The sequence below is a fragment of the Vibrio sp. 10N.222.52.B7 genome (genome assembly GCF_041474275.1).
In the GTDB taxonomy this organism is placed as follows: Bacteria; Pseudomonadota; Gammaproteobacteria; order Enterobacterales; family Vibrionaceae; genus Vibrio; species Vibrio crassostreae_C.
This window is the reverse complement of sequence record NZ_JBFRTU010000023.1, coordinates 35169-49239: the sequence shown is the minus strand read 5'-3', so window position 1 is coordinate 49239 and position 14071 is coordinate 35169. Positions and strand designations below refer to the sequence as shown.

Here is a 14071-nt window from a genome sequence, read left to right as displayed (position 1 = left end):
ACAATGTGAATTATGAAAATTTCTGATCTAACAACTCAAATGGCTAGGGTTAAAAATAATAAGACAGAAAAACAAGCGAAGGTCAGCCGTGTGCTGACCTTTTCTTGTGTTGATGGACCGGGAAATCGCCTAGTGCTGTTTCTGCAAGGGTGCAATTTCGATTGTATAACCTGCCATAACCCACACACTATTAATCACTGTAACCATTGCGGAGATTGTGTGAGTGGCTGTCCAAGCCGTGCTTTAAGCATGGTTGATGGCAAAGTGAAGTGGGACCCAGCAGCTTGCACCAACTGCGATAAGTGCATTGATATCTGCGACCATAAGTCGAGCCCGAAAATTACCACAATGACGGTCTCAGAGGTTCTGGAGCTTGTCAGGCATAATCAGTTTTTCTTGAGTGGCATTACCGTTTCTGGCGGTGAAGCGACCATGCAGTTGCCGTTTATCATAGAGCTGTTTCAAGCGATTAAACGTGATCCACAGTTAGCGCATCTCACGTGTTTTATTGATAGTAATGGTTCGCTGTCACTTCAAGGGTGGGACAAGGTGTTGCCTTATCTTGATGGCGCGATGATTGACCTAAAATCATGGCAATCGGAAACACATCAATGGTTAGTGGGTAGAGGTAACCATAGGGTGTTTGAAACCATTAACTACTTAGCAGATAAAGGAAAACTGCACGAAGTTAGGTTGCTACATATCCCAAATAAAAGCGATCTTGAGGACGAAATTGAACAAGTGGGGCGTTACTTGAAGACTCTACCAAGTGATGTTCGAATTCGACTCAATGCGTTTCAGCATCATGGTGTCATTGACGACGCGTTAGATTGGCCGAAATGCACCGAAAAACAGATGCAGAGCTTTCACGATAAGCTCTACACCATAGTTGAAAGACCGATGCAAACTCCTGAGGTTTATACCTAGTCTTTAGATTTCTTAGGCGGTCAATCAGGCTTCTAAGAACGTTAACTTTCTAAAGATATTAAGTCTCTAAAAATATTAAGCTTCTAAAAACAGGTCACACAACCATTTGATCGCTTGATCATTCATGTTGGGTTTATTCCACACCAAGCTGTACGCCACCTTACCGTAATCAAAAGGCAAGGGCTTGCTCACTAAGCCCTGAGCTTGTTTAGCATGCTCAGCCCACTGTTTAGAGCAAGTGAACAGGAAAGGTGTGTGGTGACACAACACAGCCGCAGCGCCGAAGTCCGCGACCGATATTGCCATCTCTCTTGGTTGGTGGCATTGAACCAAGTTTTGTTCAAAGTAAGGCTGAGACAGTTCGTTATCTAAAATCCCAATGTGCTTGTAATCTAAGTAGCCTTCTACCGTCAGTTCTTGCTGAGCGAGAGGGTGGTGTGCGCCCATCAAACAAACCATTTCATCTGGAAGAATTGTTTCCCAAACCAGCTCTTTGTTATCGGTCGGCGGCTGAGATATATCATGAGGCAACAAGATCAAATTGACCTTGCCACTGAGTAAAGCATCGAAGCCGAGCTGTTGTTTCGAATAGATGTTGAGCTTCGCGCTTGGCGCGAGCTCAGTGGTAATTTTACTGATCTTTGAGGCAAATACTTCGAAAGTACTTTCACGCATCGAAAGTGAAAAACTGCCTTGGTACTCTTGAGGGGTAAAACTCTTTTGATGAAGCAGTCCATTCATGCTTGAAAGAATTGCGTGAACAGTGGGCGCTATCTTCAGAGCAAAGGGAGTCGGGATAAGCTTGGTACCATCTCGATAGAAAAGCTCATCATTCAGGATGTCACGCAACTGAGACAGGGTTTTGCTTACACTCGAAGGGCTGACACAGAGTTGCTCTGAGGTCTGAGTGACGCTGTGAGTGTTCAGCATAATATGCAGCGCAGTGAGGTGCTTAAGGCTCACCCTAGATAAGTGTAAGTAATCCATTTATGACTCACGCATTCAGGTTGGCTTGTGATTTTGCATGAACGACAAAACCGAACAAGCCAAATTGGATAAAGGTTATTTACGAGCTAGCTTATGGTGCGCTCTTGAAAAGTGGCCTGCGCAAAATGCGCCCACAATCGATAGTTCACCCGCTAAACACAGTACAGCACAAACTTCAGCGAGTGCTTGTGATTTACCGTTACCATGCAGCCCAAGTAAATCTAAACAGGCTTTTTGACTTGGCAAGCCGGTACCACCGCCGACAGTCCCAACCATTAAGTTAGGCAGTGTCACGCTAGCGTATAAACCGCCTTCTTTGTTGAGTTCCATACGCGTCATACCAATCGCTGACTCAGCGACACAGGCCGCGTCTTGGCCACAAGCGATATAGAGTGCCGCCAACGCATTCGCATAATGGGCATTGATACCGATAGTACCACTCAAAGCGCCACCGACTGTGGTCATTTGGCCAAACTGGACCATCTTCTCTGGTGTCGTGTGTAGGTACTTCGCGACAAGCTCTGCAGGGATATTAACCTCAGCAGTTACCTTTTTGCCACGAACGCTGCGCAAGGTTTGGGTATTGGCTTTCTTATCGCCTGACAAGTTGCCATCAAGGAAAGCATGGTCAGGCTTAACTGGCGTATTTTCGATGATGTACTCAAACACGGCATTGGTTGCGATGGTCACCATATTCTGACCAGAAGCGTCTCCGGTTAGAAATTCGAACACCAAGTAAACATGGTTACCTTCGATGTTGATATTAATGTCGGTCAGCTTGCCGTGTGATGTTGTTGATTCTGCCAAGATCTTGAACTGGTCATACTGAGTCACAGCCCAAGCCACAAACTGTCCGGCTTCAACTAATCCTTGAAATGCAAAGCCAGGAGTACGTGTTACGCCTTCATTGAGCAACATAGCACTTGCGCCACCACAAGCCGTAATCAGCTTAGAACCACGGTTATAAGACGCGACAAGCGCAGCTTCTGTGGTCGCGAGTGGTACGAGGTAATCGCCCGTAGCAAATAGGCCATTGACTCTTAAAGGGCCAGATATTCCCACAGGGACTTTAACGGTGCCAATAAAGTGCTCAATGTTTTTCTCATAAGCTTGGAACTGACTTTGTGTATGAGGGTCGAGCAGTTCTTGCTGTGAATCTGCATTATCGAGCGCTGTCCAGCGACGTGTGAGATTCTTTTCTGTCAGGTAGGGGCTAGGTGTCAGCTTATTTACTGGCTTTTCAAAATGAGGCTGAAGCTTTTTTTCTAATTCGTCTGCGGAGATGTCGCCTCCTAAAATAGAAACATAGTCACGGCGATGCAGATTTAGTTTTGGCATAAATAGTATGAAGTAAAGTTTGTGCAGCAAATTGGTTTGCGCTGATTCTACCGAGTAATAAACCAGAAACAAGCGCCTGATATAATGAGTTACAGTTTGTGTGGTTGTTGAAGCAAAAAGCAGCGAAGTTTCGCGAAATATAGGCTGTATTTGAGCGAAATTTAGATATGAATGTCGAGAAGGCTACCGATGACTTCGTTTTGACGATCAACCACACTTGCACCAACGCGGTTATAACTTGCGCTTTGTGTCAGTTTAATCAAGGAATCGGTTGAAGATGAAGCAGGTTCAGGTTCTTTGTCTTTAAAGGAAATGGCTTGTTCAGGCTCTATTTGATTAAAGCTGAGATCGCTAGCTTCGAAAGTGTCGTCGGATTCTAGAGCGTGTTTGGAGGCTTGGTTGAGCTCGATTGCGGCTTCTTCACCCATGTTGGTGGATTGCTGAATAATGGCGTAACCAGATTGAATACCAGATATCGACATATCAGAACCTCTTATTGACGTATGGAATGAGTCTAGGCGGACGATATTTTGAGCGCAATGATGAACAGATGAAATTTACGGTAAAAATGTGAACTTAAGCTAAAATAGTGATGTCTGTCTATTAACTGAACAGGTCATTTAGCGCGTTTAACTCTTCATCAGTAAGCAAAGAAGGCTTCTCTGTTTCGAGGTTGCCGTCGATCTCACCCTGAAGTGCTTTTAATTGTTGTGGGCTAAGAAGCTGTATTTGCTGCTTAAATGCTTCAAATTGCTGTGTATTCATAGTGTGACCTTTGTTCAAATTCATATGCTCTTTAGAGCATAGCCTACTGATTCAGGAAATCAAACAAGATTAAGTGAATTTTAAATGATGTTTGAAGTTTCTTGAAACTAAGACAACTATAAATTCCTGTGGTCGTTTTTTGTCCGAGAAATGTTAGGAAAAGTTAAGGCTTGGTCAATCAAAGTCAGAAAATTCCTACAATGTAAAAACGCCTTCAACCCTTGTGGCACAAGGGTAGGTAAGTAATTTCTCTACCCAATTAGGGGTATGGGTAAAGCAATGTATAAATATTTGTGATGATCAAAAGATAAGCAACTGGCGTTATCTTTTTGTTTTTACGGTATTTTGTTTGTTGCTCAAGAAGCTTCTGTTTCAAACGACTTGTCGATCTTAACCTTAACTGCAAACTTGGTCGCTAAGGTATGCAGTTCTGGAAGCATGCGATAGATCAAATGGAGCTGTTGTAGAACCATTTTGACAGAATTCTCATCTTCTTCTCGCCATTCACTCAAACGTTTATCCAGCTCCGGGTCATAAGCGTTTTTCACTTCACAATGCTCTTTATGAGAATAGAGCTGATCATTTAGAGCGTCGAGATGCTGGTGGATTACTCTGTGCGCATCTAGCACCAGTTTGTGTGTCGCTTCATCATCAATACGCGTTCTGTGAGCACCCAGAGCCGAGATATAGCTAAGCAGAGCATGATTGAGTGTTAAGAATCGGAAGCTCTCATCTTCAGAGGTACGGTACTTACCCGGTTCAACCAACATGCTACTGATGGCGGCAGTCAGGTTTGCGTCATTATTATGAGCGCTACGACGAGCGATACGATAGTTTAGGCTATCTTTCTTACCGACACGGTATTGGCCGATGATCTGAGCGAGATAGTTCTTGTTGGAATCGAGCGCATCCGCCATCACTTTGTGCAGTCGCTTCGATTGCCAATCAGGCAACACATAAATGACAGCAAGCACGGCGAGAGCACAACCAATAAAGGTATCCGCTAACCTTGGCAATACTACCGCGTAGCCTTCACCTAATTGGTTAAAGCAGAAGAGCACAAGCAGTGTGATAAAGCCGGTCGCAAACCCGTAGTTATTGATTCGAAACGCAAAGAACATCACGCCACTGATCACAATGAACACTAATTGGCTCTCTTGCGACGGGAAGAAAGTCAGTAACGGTACTCCGATCAATAAGCCTGCGACCGTGCCAATGACACGCGCCGTCAGTTTTTGACGGGTTGCACTGTAGTTTGGCTGACACACAAACAGCGTTGTCAGTAGAATCCAATAACCTCGTTCGATATCAAAACCCTGGATAATCCCGTAGCCCAGCGTCAAAGTGATCGCCATGCGAATCGCGTGGCGGAATAGCATAGAATCGGTGTGCAAGTTAGCTTTGATCTTGTGCCACATTGCCGTCAAAGTATGAGGGTTGGTATCGTCCAATACACCTTCTTCAATCTTCTCTGCATCTGGGTTGCTGATATTCGAGAGCTGTTTTTCAACGGTTGCTAGGTTATTGAATAAGTAATCCAACTGGTTCAGCAGTGATTTCCATTTAGGATTATTCTGTTGGTGCAGATGATTGAGCGAAGACATCAGCTCATCGAGTGCCAATACAGACTTGTCACCATGCTGGTATTCAGCGCCAACTTTCAACGAGCTCGCCACTTCTTTACACGCAGTGGCCTGCGCTTCCAGTAGATACTTAAATCTAAACAACACGTCAGAGCGCTCAAAGTGTTTTGCTAGCTCTTGATAGCGATAGTGGCTAGAGCTGACGCGTTCATGAATATCTTGTGCGATGAAGTAGGTGTTAAGAAATCGGTCACTAGGGCCGTCAATGTGTCCGCGCTTAGAGCGATTAAGCAGCGTCGCTTTACACATGTTGAGTGCGTTAACGGTACTCGCGTTGAGTTTGGCTTCAATGATTCGGTGTGGCTGGGGAATCAAGTCAGAAACGGGGTAGAAGAGTTCCGCTTTTGAATCGATGTAGTTACCGATTTGATCGAATACCGTGGCTAAGTTTTGCTGCACGGGTTGCATTGGCCACACTATCTGCCAAATCATCGACATGAAGTAGTACCAAGCGGCGCCAGTTAACAGTAGAAGCGGTTGAAACCAAAGGTTGGTGCTCTCGTGTGCACCAAGCATGGTATAGATGGCAACCAAGAGAGAACCAAACGCGATACTCGCGTATTTAGGGCCAATTGCCCCGAGAATGATAAAAGAGAAGGTTGAAACAAAAAGCCCTATCGCGAACAGCCAAGGCGTATCGAAGAGAAGCTCAATAGAGAAAGCCGCAACGGCGAAACAGATAAAGGTCAGCGTGAGTGCTTTCAAGCGCCCGGTAAAGCTGTCATCACTTTCCGCAAGAGCCGCAGCAATAACGCCTAAGATCAAAGGCGTGATCAGTGTGTTTTGTCCATAATACCAAGCAGGCACCACCACGCCGAGCAGAGTGATGAGAATTAATACGCTGTAATTTATGGTTTTATTCGCCCAATAGAGGCGTAATTTGGCTGAAAAGTCCACAGTCGCTCACTTGACACACTAAAAACCATAATCCTAACAGAAATCAAGCACAAGAATTTGATACTTATCCATAATTGCCCGTAGGTGGTCATGAAAGCGTCGATAAGATATGAGATATTATTAATTCTCATTGCATCATGATATAAATTCAATATTCCCAATTAAGAGCACACTCCAATGCAGCTAAGCGCTAACAAGACTGCACAGTTTTTTATTCAAAATGAATATCATCAGGTTGAACTTGATGGTCCACGCTTGCTGTTATCTTCAGTAGGCAGTGAAGAGCGTATCCCATTTACTATTTGGAGTGGCAAGATCGCGATAAAGCGCGGATTGTTCTGGGGAACGTTACAATTTTTTGCTAATCAACAAGATGGAACACAGCGCAGTTGGTTAGTACAAGGCTTACCTTGGGATCAATGCCGTCAATTTGCACGCGCGTCAGTTAGTGCTTATCAGAAGTGGCACGACACTCAATGTGAACAATTGGCTGAACACGTACCTCAGTGGGAAGCTGAATTAACACGTCTTGAGCAATTACCAGCCTTTCTACCGCATTCTAAGGTCAACACTTGGGTTGATATGGTCAACTCAGGCTTAGAGAGTATGACAATGACGCTAGAAGAGGCCGCACAACGCATGCCAAACCGCATCGCAAGAATGCAGCCATGGTTATCTGAAACGGAAATCAAGCAAGCTGAAAGAAACCAGCAATGGCTAGAGACCGAGCGAAAAAACTGGGAAGTGTTGTTTGCGCAATGTGAGTCGTCACCACTGAACTTATCGCAGCAATATGCGGTGTTGATGAATGATGATCACAACCTTATTTTAGCGGGTGCAGGCTCGGGTAAAACCAGTGTTCTAACGGCTCGCGTCGCGTATTTACTGCAAAGCCATCAAGCTCAAGCTGAAGAGTTGCTATTGCTCGCTTTTGGTCGTGAAGCGGCAGAAGAGATGAAGCAACGTCTCGACAGCAAAATTGGTTTATCAGCAGAGAAGGTGCAAGTCAGCACTTTCCACCAGTTGGGTTTAAAGATACTGAATCAAGTTGAACCCGAACGTGTGGTTATTTCTCCTTTAGCGCTCGATGACAACCAACGCCAAGCATGGTGCATTGATTGGTTGAAGAAGCACTGGATGACACCGACCAACTTTAAACGTTGGCAAAAGCATTTGTCTAAATGGCCAATCGCTTATTTAACCGGTGACGATGAGCTTGGTAGCCACGTTTCAAACCTCAAATTGATCGGTTGGCTTGAAAAGCAGCTAGAACAGTTGAATGCGTCGGGTTTAACCAAAAAAGAAGTACAGCAACAGCTGATTGATCACCGAGACTATACGCGCCTCAACAGCGAACTGTCACTGTGTTGGCCATGTGTAACCGCGTGGCAAAAGGAGCTGAAAGAACAGAATCATATCGACTTCTCAATCATGATCAGCCGAGCGACTCAGTATGTCGAGAAGGGCAAGTTTATCTCACCTTGGAAGTTCATCATGATCGATGAATACCAAGATATCTCACCTGATCGTCTTGCCTTGGTTGAAGCACTGTGTAATCAGTCTAAAGCCGAGCATCAAGCCTCTATTTTTGCAGTAGGCGATGACTGGCAGTCGATTTACCAGTTTGCAGGTGCGGATGTGGATTTGACCACGGGCTTTAAGGATCGTTTTGAAAGTTCGACCATTCATCACCTAGATACGACTTACCGCTTTAACAATCAGTTAGGTGCGGTGGCTAATCGCTTTGTACAAGAAAACCCAATTCAGATTCCGAAAGAACTGAACAGCTTCAAGCAACAGAAGCAGAAGGCGGTGTACAGTGCGCCAAGTAAAGAAGTTGAGAAGATTCTTGATCAACTGAACCGTCAATCCAAAGGCAAAACCAATAAATTGGTGCTGCTACTTGGACGTAATCATTACCACAAGCCAGAGTTGTTGGAAGACTGGAAGAAGATCTTCACTTCCATTGATATCAAGTTCATGACTTGCCACGGCAGTAAAGGTAAAGAGGCGGACTTTGTCATTATTCTTTGTGTTGACGAAGGACAGTTCCCGACCAAGAAGAAACAGCTGCATATTGATGGCGCATTGACTGAATCATCAGACGCGTTCCCTTATGCTGAAGAGCGTCGTTTATTCTATGTAGCAATGACGCGGGCAAAAGAGAAAGTATGGATCACGCACAGTGGCGACGGCTCTGGCTTTGTGCAGGAGCTGCATGGTTCTGATTACCCAGTTGTTCGTAAAAAGTGATGTTACTTGACTTGATTGTCTAAGATTAGATCTTCAATCCCTGCCTTAATATCACAAGGTAGACGCATAAAGCATAAAGCATAAAGCATAAGGAATTTGCTATGGAACACGGCTCTATTAACTACATTGAATTTGCTGCGAAAGACATCGCCGCAACTAAGGCATTTTTCAGTCAAGTGTTTGGTTGGAGCTTTGAAGACTATGGCCCTGAGTATTCTGCGTTTGAAGGCAAAGGCTTAATGGGCGGCTTCTATTTGGCGGATCTGGCGTCGAATACGGATAATGGCGCGGCGCTGATGGTTTTTTATAGCCAAGATCTTGAGCAAACCGAGCGCGATGTAATTGATGCTGGTGGTCAGATAAACCGTGAGATCTTTAGCTTTCCCGACGGCAGACGTTTCCATTTCAGAGAGCCAAGTGGCAACGAGATGGCAGTGTGGAGCGATAAATAGAGAGACTCTCGCACTGTTTTATGATTGAACTGTTTAATGTCTGAAAACGAGACATAAAAAAACCTGCGATAAAATGCAGGCTTTTTAGTCTGTTCAGTAGAGAGCACATTTAACGTGCGATTACATGCGCTCAGCTAGGTACGCTTCGTAGTCTGGGATCTCGATGATTACTTCTTCTTCAAGCAGTGAAGAGTTAAACAAGAAATTAGCGGTAGCGCGGTTAGTGGCCACAGGAATGTTCCAAACACTTGCGATACGAAGCAGTGCTTTTACGTCTGGGTCATGTGGTACAGCATTAAGTGGATCCCAGAAGAAAATCAGCATATCGATCTTGCCTTCAGAGATAAGCGCGCCAAGTTGTTGGTCACCGCCCATAGGGCCGCTGATCATGCTCTTGATTGCTAAGTCTGTCTCTTTACTTAGTAAAGAACCAGTCGTGCCCGTTGCGTAAAGGAAGTGCTTTTGTAGTTTTTCTTTGTTCTCTTTGACCCATCTTAGTAGCTCAGGTTTGAAGTGGTCATGAGCGACCAAAGCGATATGCTTATGTGTTGGCATAGTGCGCGTCGTTTTTTGCATGAATGTTCCCTAAATTGTTGTTTCGTTTTTATTGTTTTGAGTTCTTCAGCCAATATAGCACTAAGGATTCACACTGAATACCGGACGAAACTCAGAAGGTGACAATGAGTCGGCGATAATTTGATCTTTGAGAGTTGCAGGTGTCAGCGCTTCGATAATCGGTGCGCTGTGTTGCTCGTAAGGTTGACCGCGTAAGTAACTCGTGGCTTGTTTTACCGACAAGCGACCTTGCTCAACCATTTTATCGGTTGGCGCAAAAAGTACCTTGTTACGAAGTAAACCACGGTAGGTTCCGTGACTTAAGTAACTCGAAATTAACCCAATCTCTTCGGTTTTATCGGCCGCTCGTAGCTCACTGATCGCTGCCTCAATCGCGACGGCACTTCCGACTATATATTGGATATCCGGCTCCTCGATCACCTGTTGTACTAGGTTTCTTTGCAGTTCTTTATCGTTATCTGCCCAATAGCTGATCGCGATTTTGATATCACTCGACTTGATCGCATCATAAAACCCCAGTGCCACAGGCTTAGTGCCGCCACTTGCTTGTGGACCAAGTAACAGGGCGATAGGTGTTTCGCCTGATCCTTTCGGGTGTCGTTTCGACAAAAAATCTCCGACTTGGTATCCCATTTGGTACCAATCGACACCGACCGTACCTTTTAATACCTTCTGTTGTTCTTCATTGACGGTTAACTCATTTACCGTAGCAAACACAGGCGTCGAGCCAACCCAATCGCTGAGATTGTCATGATACGCATCGGGTGAAACCGTACCTAAAATAATGGCATCGGCTCCCCATTGCGTGCAAAGCACCAGTTGCGAGGCTTGTTTGGCCACGTTGGGGTAACCGCCAGCTTCCAATACTCTTAGCTCAACTTGCTGCTTTTCTGCTTCAGAGATCATTCCATAGTTTACCGACAACCAATAAGAGTCTTTGAGGTGCGGATAAATGGCACAGATTTTCTCTTTTTGTGATGTGGCATTGGCGGGCTTTATTGGGCTCAAAGGCTCACTAGCACCTGCGACAGTAGTTACTGAGGCCAGTAGTGAGAGAAGAATTATTGAAGCGAAAGGTCTAGATAGCATGAATTGCCGTTTTGTTGGTTTTAGATAAGAAACACTGCAAAATATAGCGTATTCTGCATGGGTAAAGAAGAACGTTTTAAGGTTTAGAGTTTATGTTGTTAGCTTCAGCGAGTATTGGACGCAAGCTGCTGGCCTCATTCTTAGTGATGGCACTGTTGGTTCTATTGTCTGCATTGATCGGTGTTTCTGGTTTTAGCTTTGTAGCCAAAACGGAAAGAAACGTCGTTGATTCGGCGCTTCCTGCCATGATCGAAGCTCGTCAGGTTTCTGAGTTGAGTAACCGTATTATTTCGTCAGTACAAACACTTTCTAATGCGAGAAACGAGGCCGAAAGAAAAGAGGCTGGCACCGTACTGTTTGACCAACTTGAGTCGCTTCTTCAACATATCAAAGAGCTTGGTGTCGACAGTTTCGATTCTCAGCTCCTCAATAAACTCGAAAACAATGTTCAAAGCGTTATTAACACACTGGCTGAGTTGGGTGTGTCGGTTGAGCGTAAGCTTTGGTTAAGCAAAGAGTTGTCGTCTCGTGTCGAAGAGATGCGCCTATTGGCCGAAGAGCTAGAGCAGTTGACGCGAACCCAAGTTTTGAACACGGCTACCATTGCGGTTGCTAACGTCACGCATATCTATGACCTGCTAGAAACCAAAGAAACGGATAAAGCCTACCAAGCCTTAGATGCGCTTGTAGAGGTTGACCTTGATTTGTCTGAGCGCCTACACGAATTGCATTTGCTGGCGTTCAAAATGCTTAACCAAATTGAAGAAACGCAAACCGTTACCAACGTAGAGCGTATTCATCAAATCCAATCAGAATTTGAATCCAACCTAAGAATCATGGCGCGCCGCGTTAAAGCGGTCGAAGATCCTACTCGTTCAGCGCAGATGTCTCAGCTTCTAGAAGAGCTCAGAAAACGCCAAGTCGTGTTCGATATTTCATTAGAACAATATGAGAACACCAAAAAGTCAGAGTTTCTGATGCAAAATACGTTGGAGCTGTTCTCTCAGCTGAATACAACGGTTAACCAACTGGTTGATGATTCAAACCGCAGTACCAAAAAAGCGGTTGATGAGCTGACCAGCACGTTGAATTTGGCTCAATGGTCACTGTCTGTGATTTCGGTTATTGGTTTGGTTATCGTTGCATTTATCGTGTGGCGAGTGGTGTATATCTCGGTTGTTAAACGTCTTACTGAATACTCATCGGCCTTGATGTCTATCGCACAAGGTCGCCTGAATATTGATATCTCGGTAAAGGGTAATGATGAGCTGGCTCATATGGGCGAGGCGATCATCACTGCCAGAAACACCGCGCAGGCGCTACAAGTGGTTGCGGTGGGTGAAGCAAAGGCGAAACGCGAACTTGAAGAGCACAAAGAACACTTAGAAGAGTTGGTCACAGACCGAACCTACCAGCTGCAAAAGACCAATGAGAAGCTGAACATCGAGGTAGGGAACCACGCTAAGGCTCGTAACGCCGCAGAACAAGCAAGCCGCGCAAAATCCGCTTTCCTTGCGACGATGAGTCATGAAATACGAACGCCGATGAACGGTGTATTAGGTACTGCAAGATTGCTCAAAGATACCGGGTTAGACCCGCTGCAATCCGGCTATGCAGACATCATTAACCGCAGCGGTAAGAACCTACTCGCGATTTTGAATGACGTGTTAGATTACTCAAAGATTGAAGCAGGGCATTTAGAAATCCGCACTGCTTCGTTTGATCTTCATCAGATGGTTCAAGATACCTACCAATTGATGGAAGGGCGTGCCGCTGAGAAGAAGCTGAACTTTGATTTCCATATTGAAAGTGATGTGCAACGCTATTGGCGTGGTGACGTAACGCGAATCAGCCAAATCTTGAATAATTTGGTCGGTAACGCGATTAAGTTTACGGAAAGTGGTTCGGTCGATATCTTTATCAGCTTAGATATCGAAGATGAAAATCGAGTCATGTTTGAAGTGTCAGATACCGGTGTCGGAATTGACGCAAGCGAACAAGCTTGTCTGTTTGATGCGTTTACCCAAACCGATAGCGGCCGCAACAAAACCGGTGGCACAGGGCTTGGATTAGCGATCAGTAAAAGTATCATGTTGGCAATGAATGGGGATATTGGCGTTCATTCGGAAGAAGGCGAGGGCAGTCAGTTTTGGTTCTCATTGCCACTCGAAGTAGGTGAGAAAATTGAAACGAAAGCAACGGTCATTGAAGCTTGTATCCGAGCGAAGGTCCTTCTGATTGAAGACAACCCTGTGAACTGTATTGTTGCCGAAGGCTTTTTGAATAACTTAGGTCACGATGTTGTGATAGCGACAACGGGACAAGAAGCGAGAGCCATATTCAGTGAGCAAGAGTTTGATATTGCGCTGGTGGATATTAACTTACCAGATTGCGATGGCGTCGAGTTAATTCAACAGCTCAAAGACGATGCGCTTCAGCATGAGCATGAAGAAAACGTAACACGCAAAGTACCACCAATGATCGCAGTATCGGCTCACGTGTTTAACGAGGAAGTGGAAAGCTACTTGTCGTCTGGCTTTGATGGTTTCTTGCCTAAGCCGCTAGAGAAGGAAGCACTTTCTCAGCTCATTGTGACACAGCTTGATGGCAAGGCTTTGTTACTGCCACAACCAGATCCTAACGATTCTATATGCAGTCAAAACAGCAAGCCTCAACGTAATAAAGGCAACGAGTTGTACTCATCTCAGATGGCGAGTGTCGTCTCTCATCTAGCCATCAAGGCTTCGCAAACTGAAGACGAAGGAGAGATTCCTGTGAAATTGATTGATTCCAATGTCATCAAAGGTGACTTGTCCATTCTTGGCTTAGAAAAGATGAAGCAGATTGTGGGACTATTTGAAGAGAGTAGCCGCGTCACTTTAAGCGAAATGGTCGAAGCGAGTGATTCGAACAATGGACGTGAGGTAAAATCTCTCGCTCATAAACTGAAAGGTTCCGCGGGCAGTTTAGGTTTGTTGCAACTTTTCAATGCTTGCCAAGTGATAGAGGCGAGCAGCGATCCATTAGGTGAATACCGAGGCAAAGATAGCGAGTTGTCGAAGTTGGTTCAAGAGTCGCTTGAGGCGTTGCAAGAGCAGTTATAAAAACAAACCTTAGGTTGTGACAGAAACGTATCGTGAGTTG

General features: G+C 45.1%; 12 protein-coding genes. 5 read left to right on the top strand and 7 right to left on the bottom strand.

The genetic code is table 11. The features are described 5' to 3' along the window. Positions 1 to 12: 12 nt before the first annotated feature. Positions 13 to 927 (top strand): YjjW family glycine radical enzyme activase, encoded by a 915-nt coding sequence (locus AB4512_RS09105; RefSeq protein WP_372174789.1) that lies wholly within the window; start codon positions 13 to 15, stop codon positions 925 to 927. 75 nt (positions 928 to 1002) lie between these two features. Here AB4512_RS09105 and AB4512_RS09100 read toward each other — a convergent pair whose 3' ends face one another. From AB4512_RS09100 to yccS, 5 genes are all read right to left on the bottom strand, one after another. Further along, a complete protein-coding gene (locus tag AB4512_RS09100) occupies positions 1003 to 1914 on the bottom strand; it encodes a LysR family transcriptional regulator (protein ID WP_065584590.1) in 912 nt (303 codons plus the stop codon). A gap of 75 nt (positions 1915 to 1989) precedes the next feature. Then, complete coding sequence (locus AB4512_RS09095; protein WP_372058274.1) at positions 1990 to 3252, bottom strand: hydroxymethylglutaryl-CoA reductase; 1263 nt, start codon at positions 3250 to 3252, stop codon at positions 1990 to 1992. 161 nt (positions 3253 to 3413) lie between these two features. Next, positions 3414 to 3734, bottom strand: a complete 321-nt coding sequence (locus AB4512_RS09090; RefSeq protein WP_017069439.1) for a hypothetical protein — start codon at positions 3732 to 3734, stop codon at positions 3414 to 3416. A 121-nt stretch (positions 3735 to 3855) separates the two neighbouring features. After that, the gene (locus AB4512_RS09085) at positions 3856 to 4041 is read right to left on the bottom strand and encodes a hypothetical protein (protein ID WP_017064780.1); all 186 of its coding nucleotides are present in this window, start codon (positions 4039 to 4041) and stop codon (positions 3856 to 3858) included. Between the two features lie 332 nt (positions 4042 to 4373). Further along, positions 4374 to 6557 carry a YccS family putative transporter gene (gene yccS / locus AB4512_RS09080; protein WP_017060891.1) on the bottom strand — a complete coding sequence of 728 codons (2184 nt, stop codon included), beginning with the start codon at positions 6555 to 6557 and terminating at the stop codon, positions 4374 to 4376. Positions 6558 to 6734: 177 nt separating this feature from the next. Between yccS and helD the strand changes: the two genes are divergently transcribed. Both helD and AB4512_RS09070 read left to right on the top strand, forming a co-directional pair. Continuing rightward, positions 6735 to 8810, top strand: coding sequence for a DNA helicase IV (helD, locus tag AB4512_RS09075; protein WP_372174788.1), 2076 nt, complete (start codon positions 6735 to 6737; stop codon positions 8808 to 8810). A 101-nt stretch (positions 8811 to 8911) separates the two neighbouring features. Beyond that, on the top strand, positions 8912 to 9262 hold the full coding sequence (locus tag AB4512_RS09070) for a VOC family protein (protein WP_372174787.1): 351 nt from the start codon (positions 8912 to 8914) through the stop codon (positions 9260 to 9262). A gap of 120 nt (positions 9263 to 9382) precedes the next feature. Here the strand turns inward: AB4512_RS09070 and AB4512_RS09065 are convergent, their stop codons facing one another. After that, positions 9383 to 9838, bottom strand: a complete 456-nt coding sequence (locus AB4512_RS09065) for a methylglyoxal synthase (protein ID WP_372174786.1) — start codon at positions 9836 to 9838, stop codon at positions 9383 to 9385. Between the two features lie 60 nt (positions 9839 to 9898). Beyond that, positions 9899 to 10846: a TMAO reductase system periplasmic protein TorT gene (torT, locus tag AB4512_RS09060; protein WP_240798932.1), complete on the bottom strand. Its 948-nt coding sequence runs from the start codon at positions 10844 to 10846 to the stop codon at positions 9899 to 9901. Between torT and AB4512_RS09055 the strand changes: the two genes are divergently transcribed. Together AB4512_RS09055 and torS are read left to right on the top strand one after the other, a co-directional pair. Then, positions 10791 to 10955: a hypothetical protein gene (locus AB4512_RS09055; RefSeq protein WP_017060886.1), complete on the top strand. Its 165-nt coding sequence runs from the start codon at positions 10791 to 10793 to the stop codon at positions 10953 to 10955. The two genes, torT and AB4512_RS09055, sit on opposite strands and share 56 nt — an antisense overlap. Before the next feature lie 64 nt (positions 10956 to 11019). Further along, complete coding sequence (gene torS / locus AB4512_RS09050) at positions 11020 to 14031, top strand: TMAO reductase system sensor histidine kinase/response regulator TorS (protein WP_372111632.1); 3012 nt, start codon at positions 11020 to 11022, stop codon at positions 14029 to 14031. Positions 14032 to 14071 lie beyond the last annotated feature (40 nt).

Bases quoted from the DNA above. Each gene is read 5' to 3' on its own strand.
- AB4512_RS09105 (WP_372174789.1), top strand. From the start codon at position 13: ATGAAAATTTCTGATCTAACAACTCAAATGGCTAGGGTTAAAAATAAT.
- AB4512_RS09100 (WP_065584590.1), bottom strand. From the start codon at position 1,914: ATGGATTACTTACACTTATCTAGGGTGAGCCTTAAGCACCTCACTGCG.
- AB4512_RS09095 (WP_372058274.1), bottom strand. From the start codon at position 3,252: ATGCCAAAACTAAATCTGCATCGCCGTGACTATGTTTCTATTTTAGGA.
- AB4512_RS09090 (WP_017069439.1), bottom strand. From the start codon at position 3,734: ATGTCGATATCTGGTATTCAATCTGGTTACGCCATTATTCAGCAATCC.
- AB4512_RS09085 (WP_017064780.1), bottom strand. From the start codon at position 4,041: ATGAATTTGAACAAAGGTCACACTATGAATACACAGCAATTTGAAGCA.
- helD (WP_372174788.1), top strand. From the start codon at position 6,735: ATGCAGCTAAGCGCTAACAAGACTGCACAGTTTTTTATTCAAAATGAA.
- AB4512_RS09070 (WP_372174787.1), top strand. From the start codon at position 8,912: ATGGAACACGGCTCTATTAACTACATTGAATTTGCTGCGAAAGACATC.
- AB4512_RS09065 (WP_372174786.1), bottom strand. From the start codon at position 9,838: ATGCAAAAAACGACGCGCACTATGCCAACACATAAGCATATCGCTTTG.
- AB4512_RS09055 (WP_017060886.1), top strand. From the start codon at position 10,791: ATGGCACAGATTTTCTCTTTTTGTGATGTGGCATTGGCGGGCTTTATT.
- torS (WP_372111632.1), top strand. From the start codon at position 11,020: ATGTTGTTAGCTTCAGCGAGTATTGGACGCAAGCTGCTGGCCTCATTC.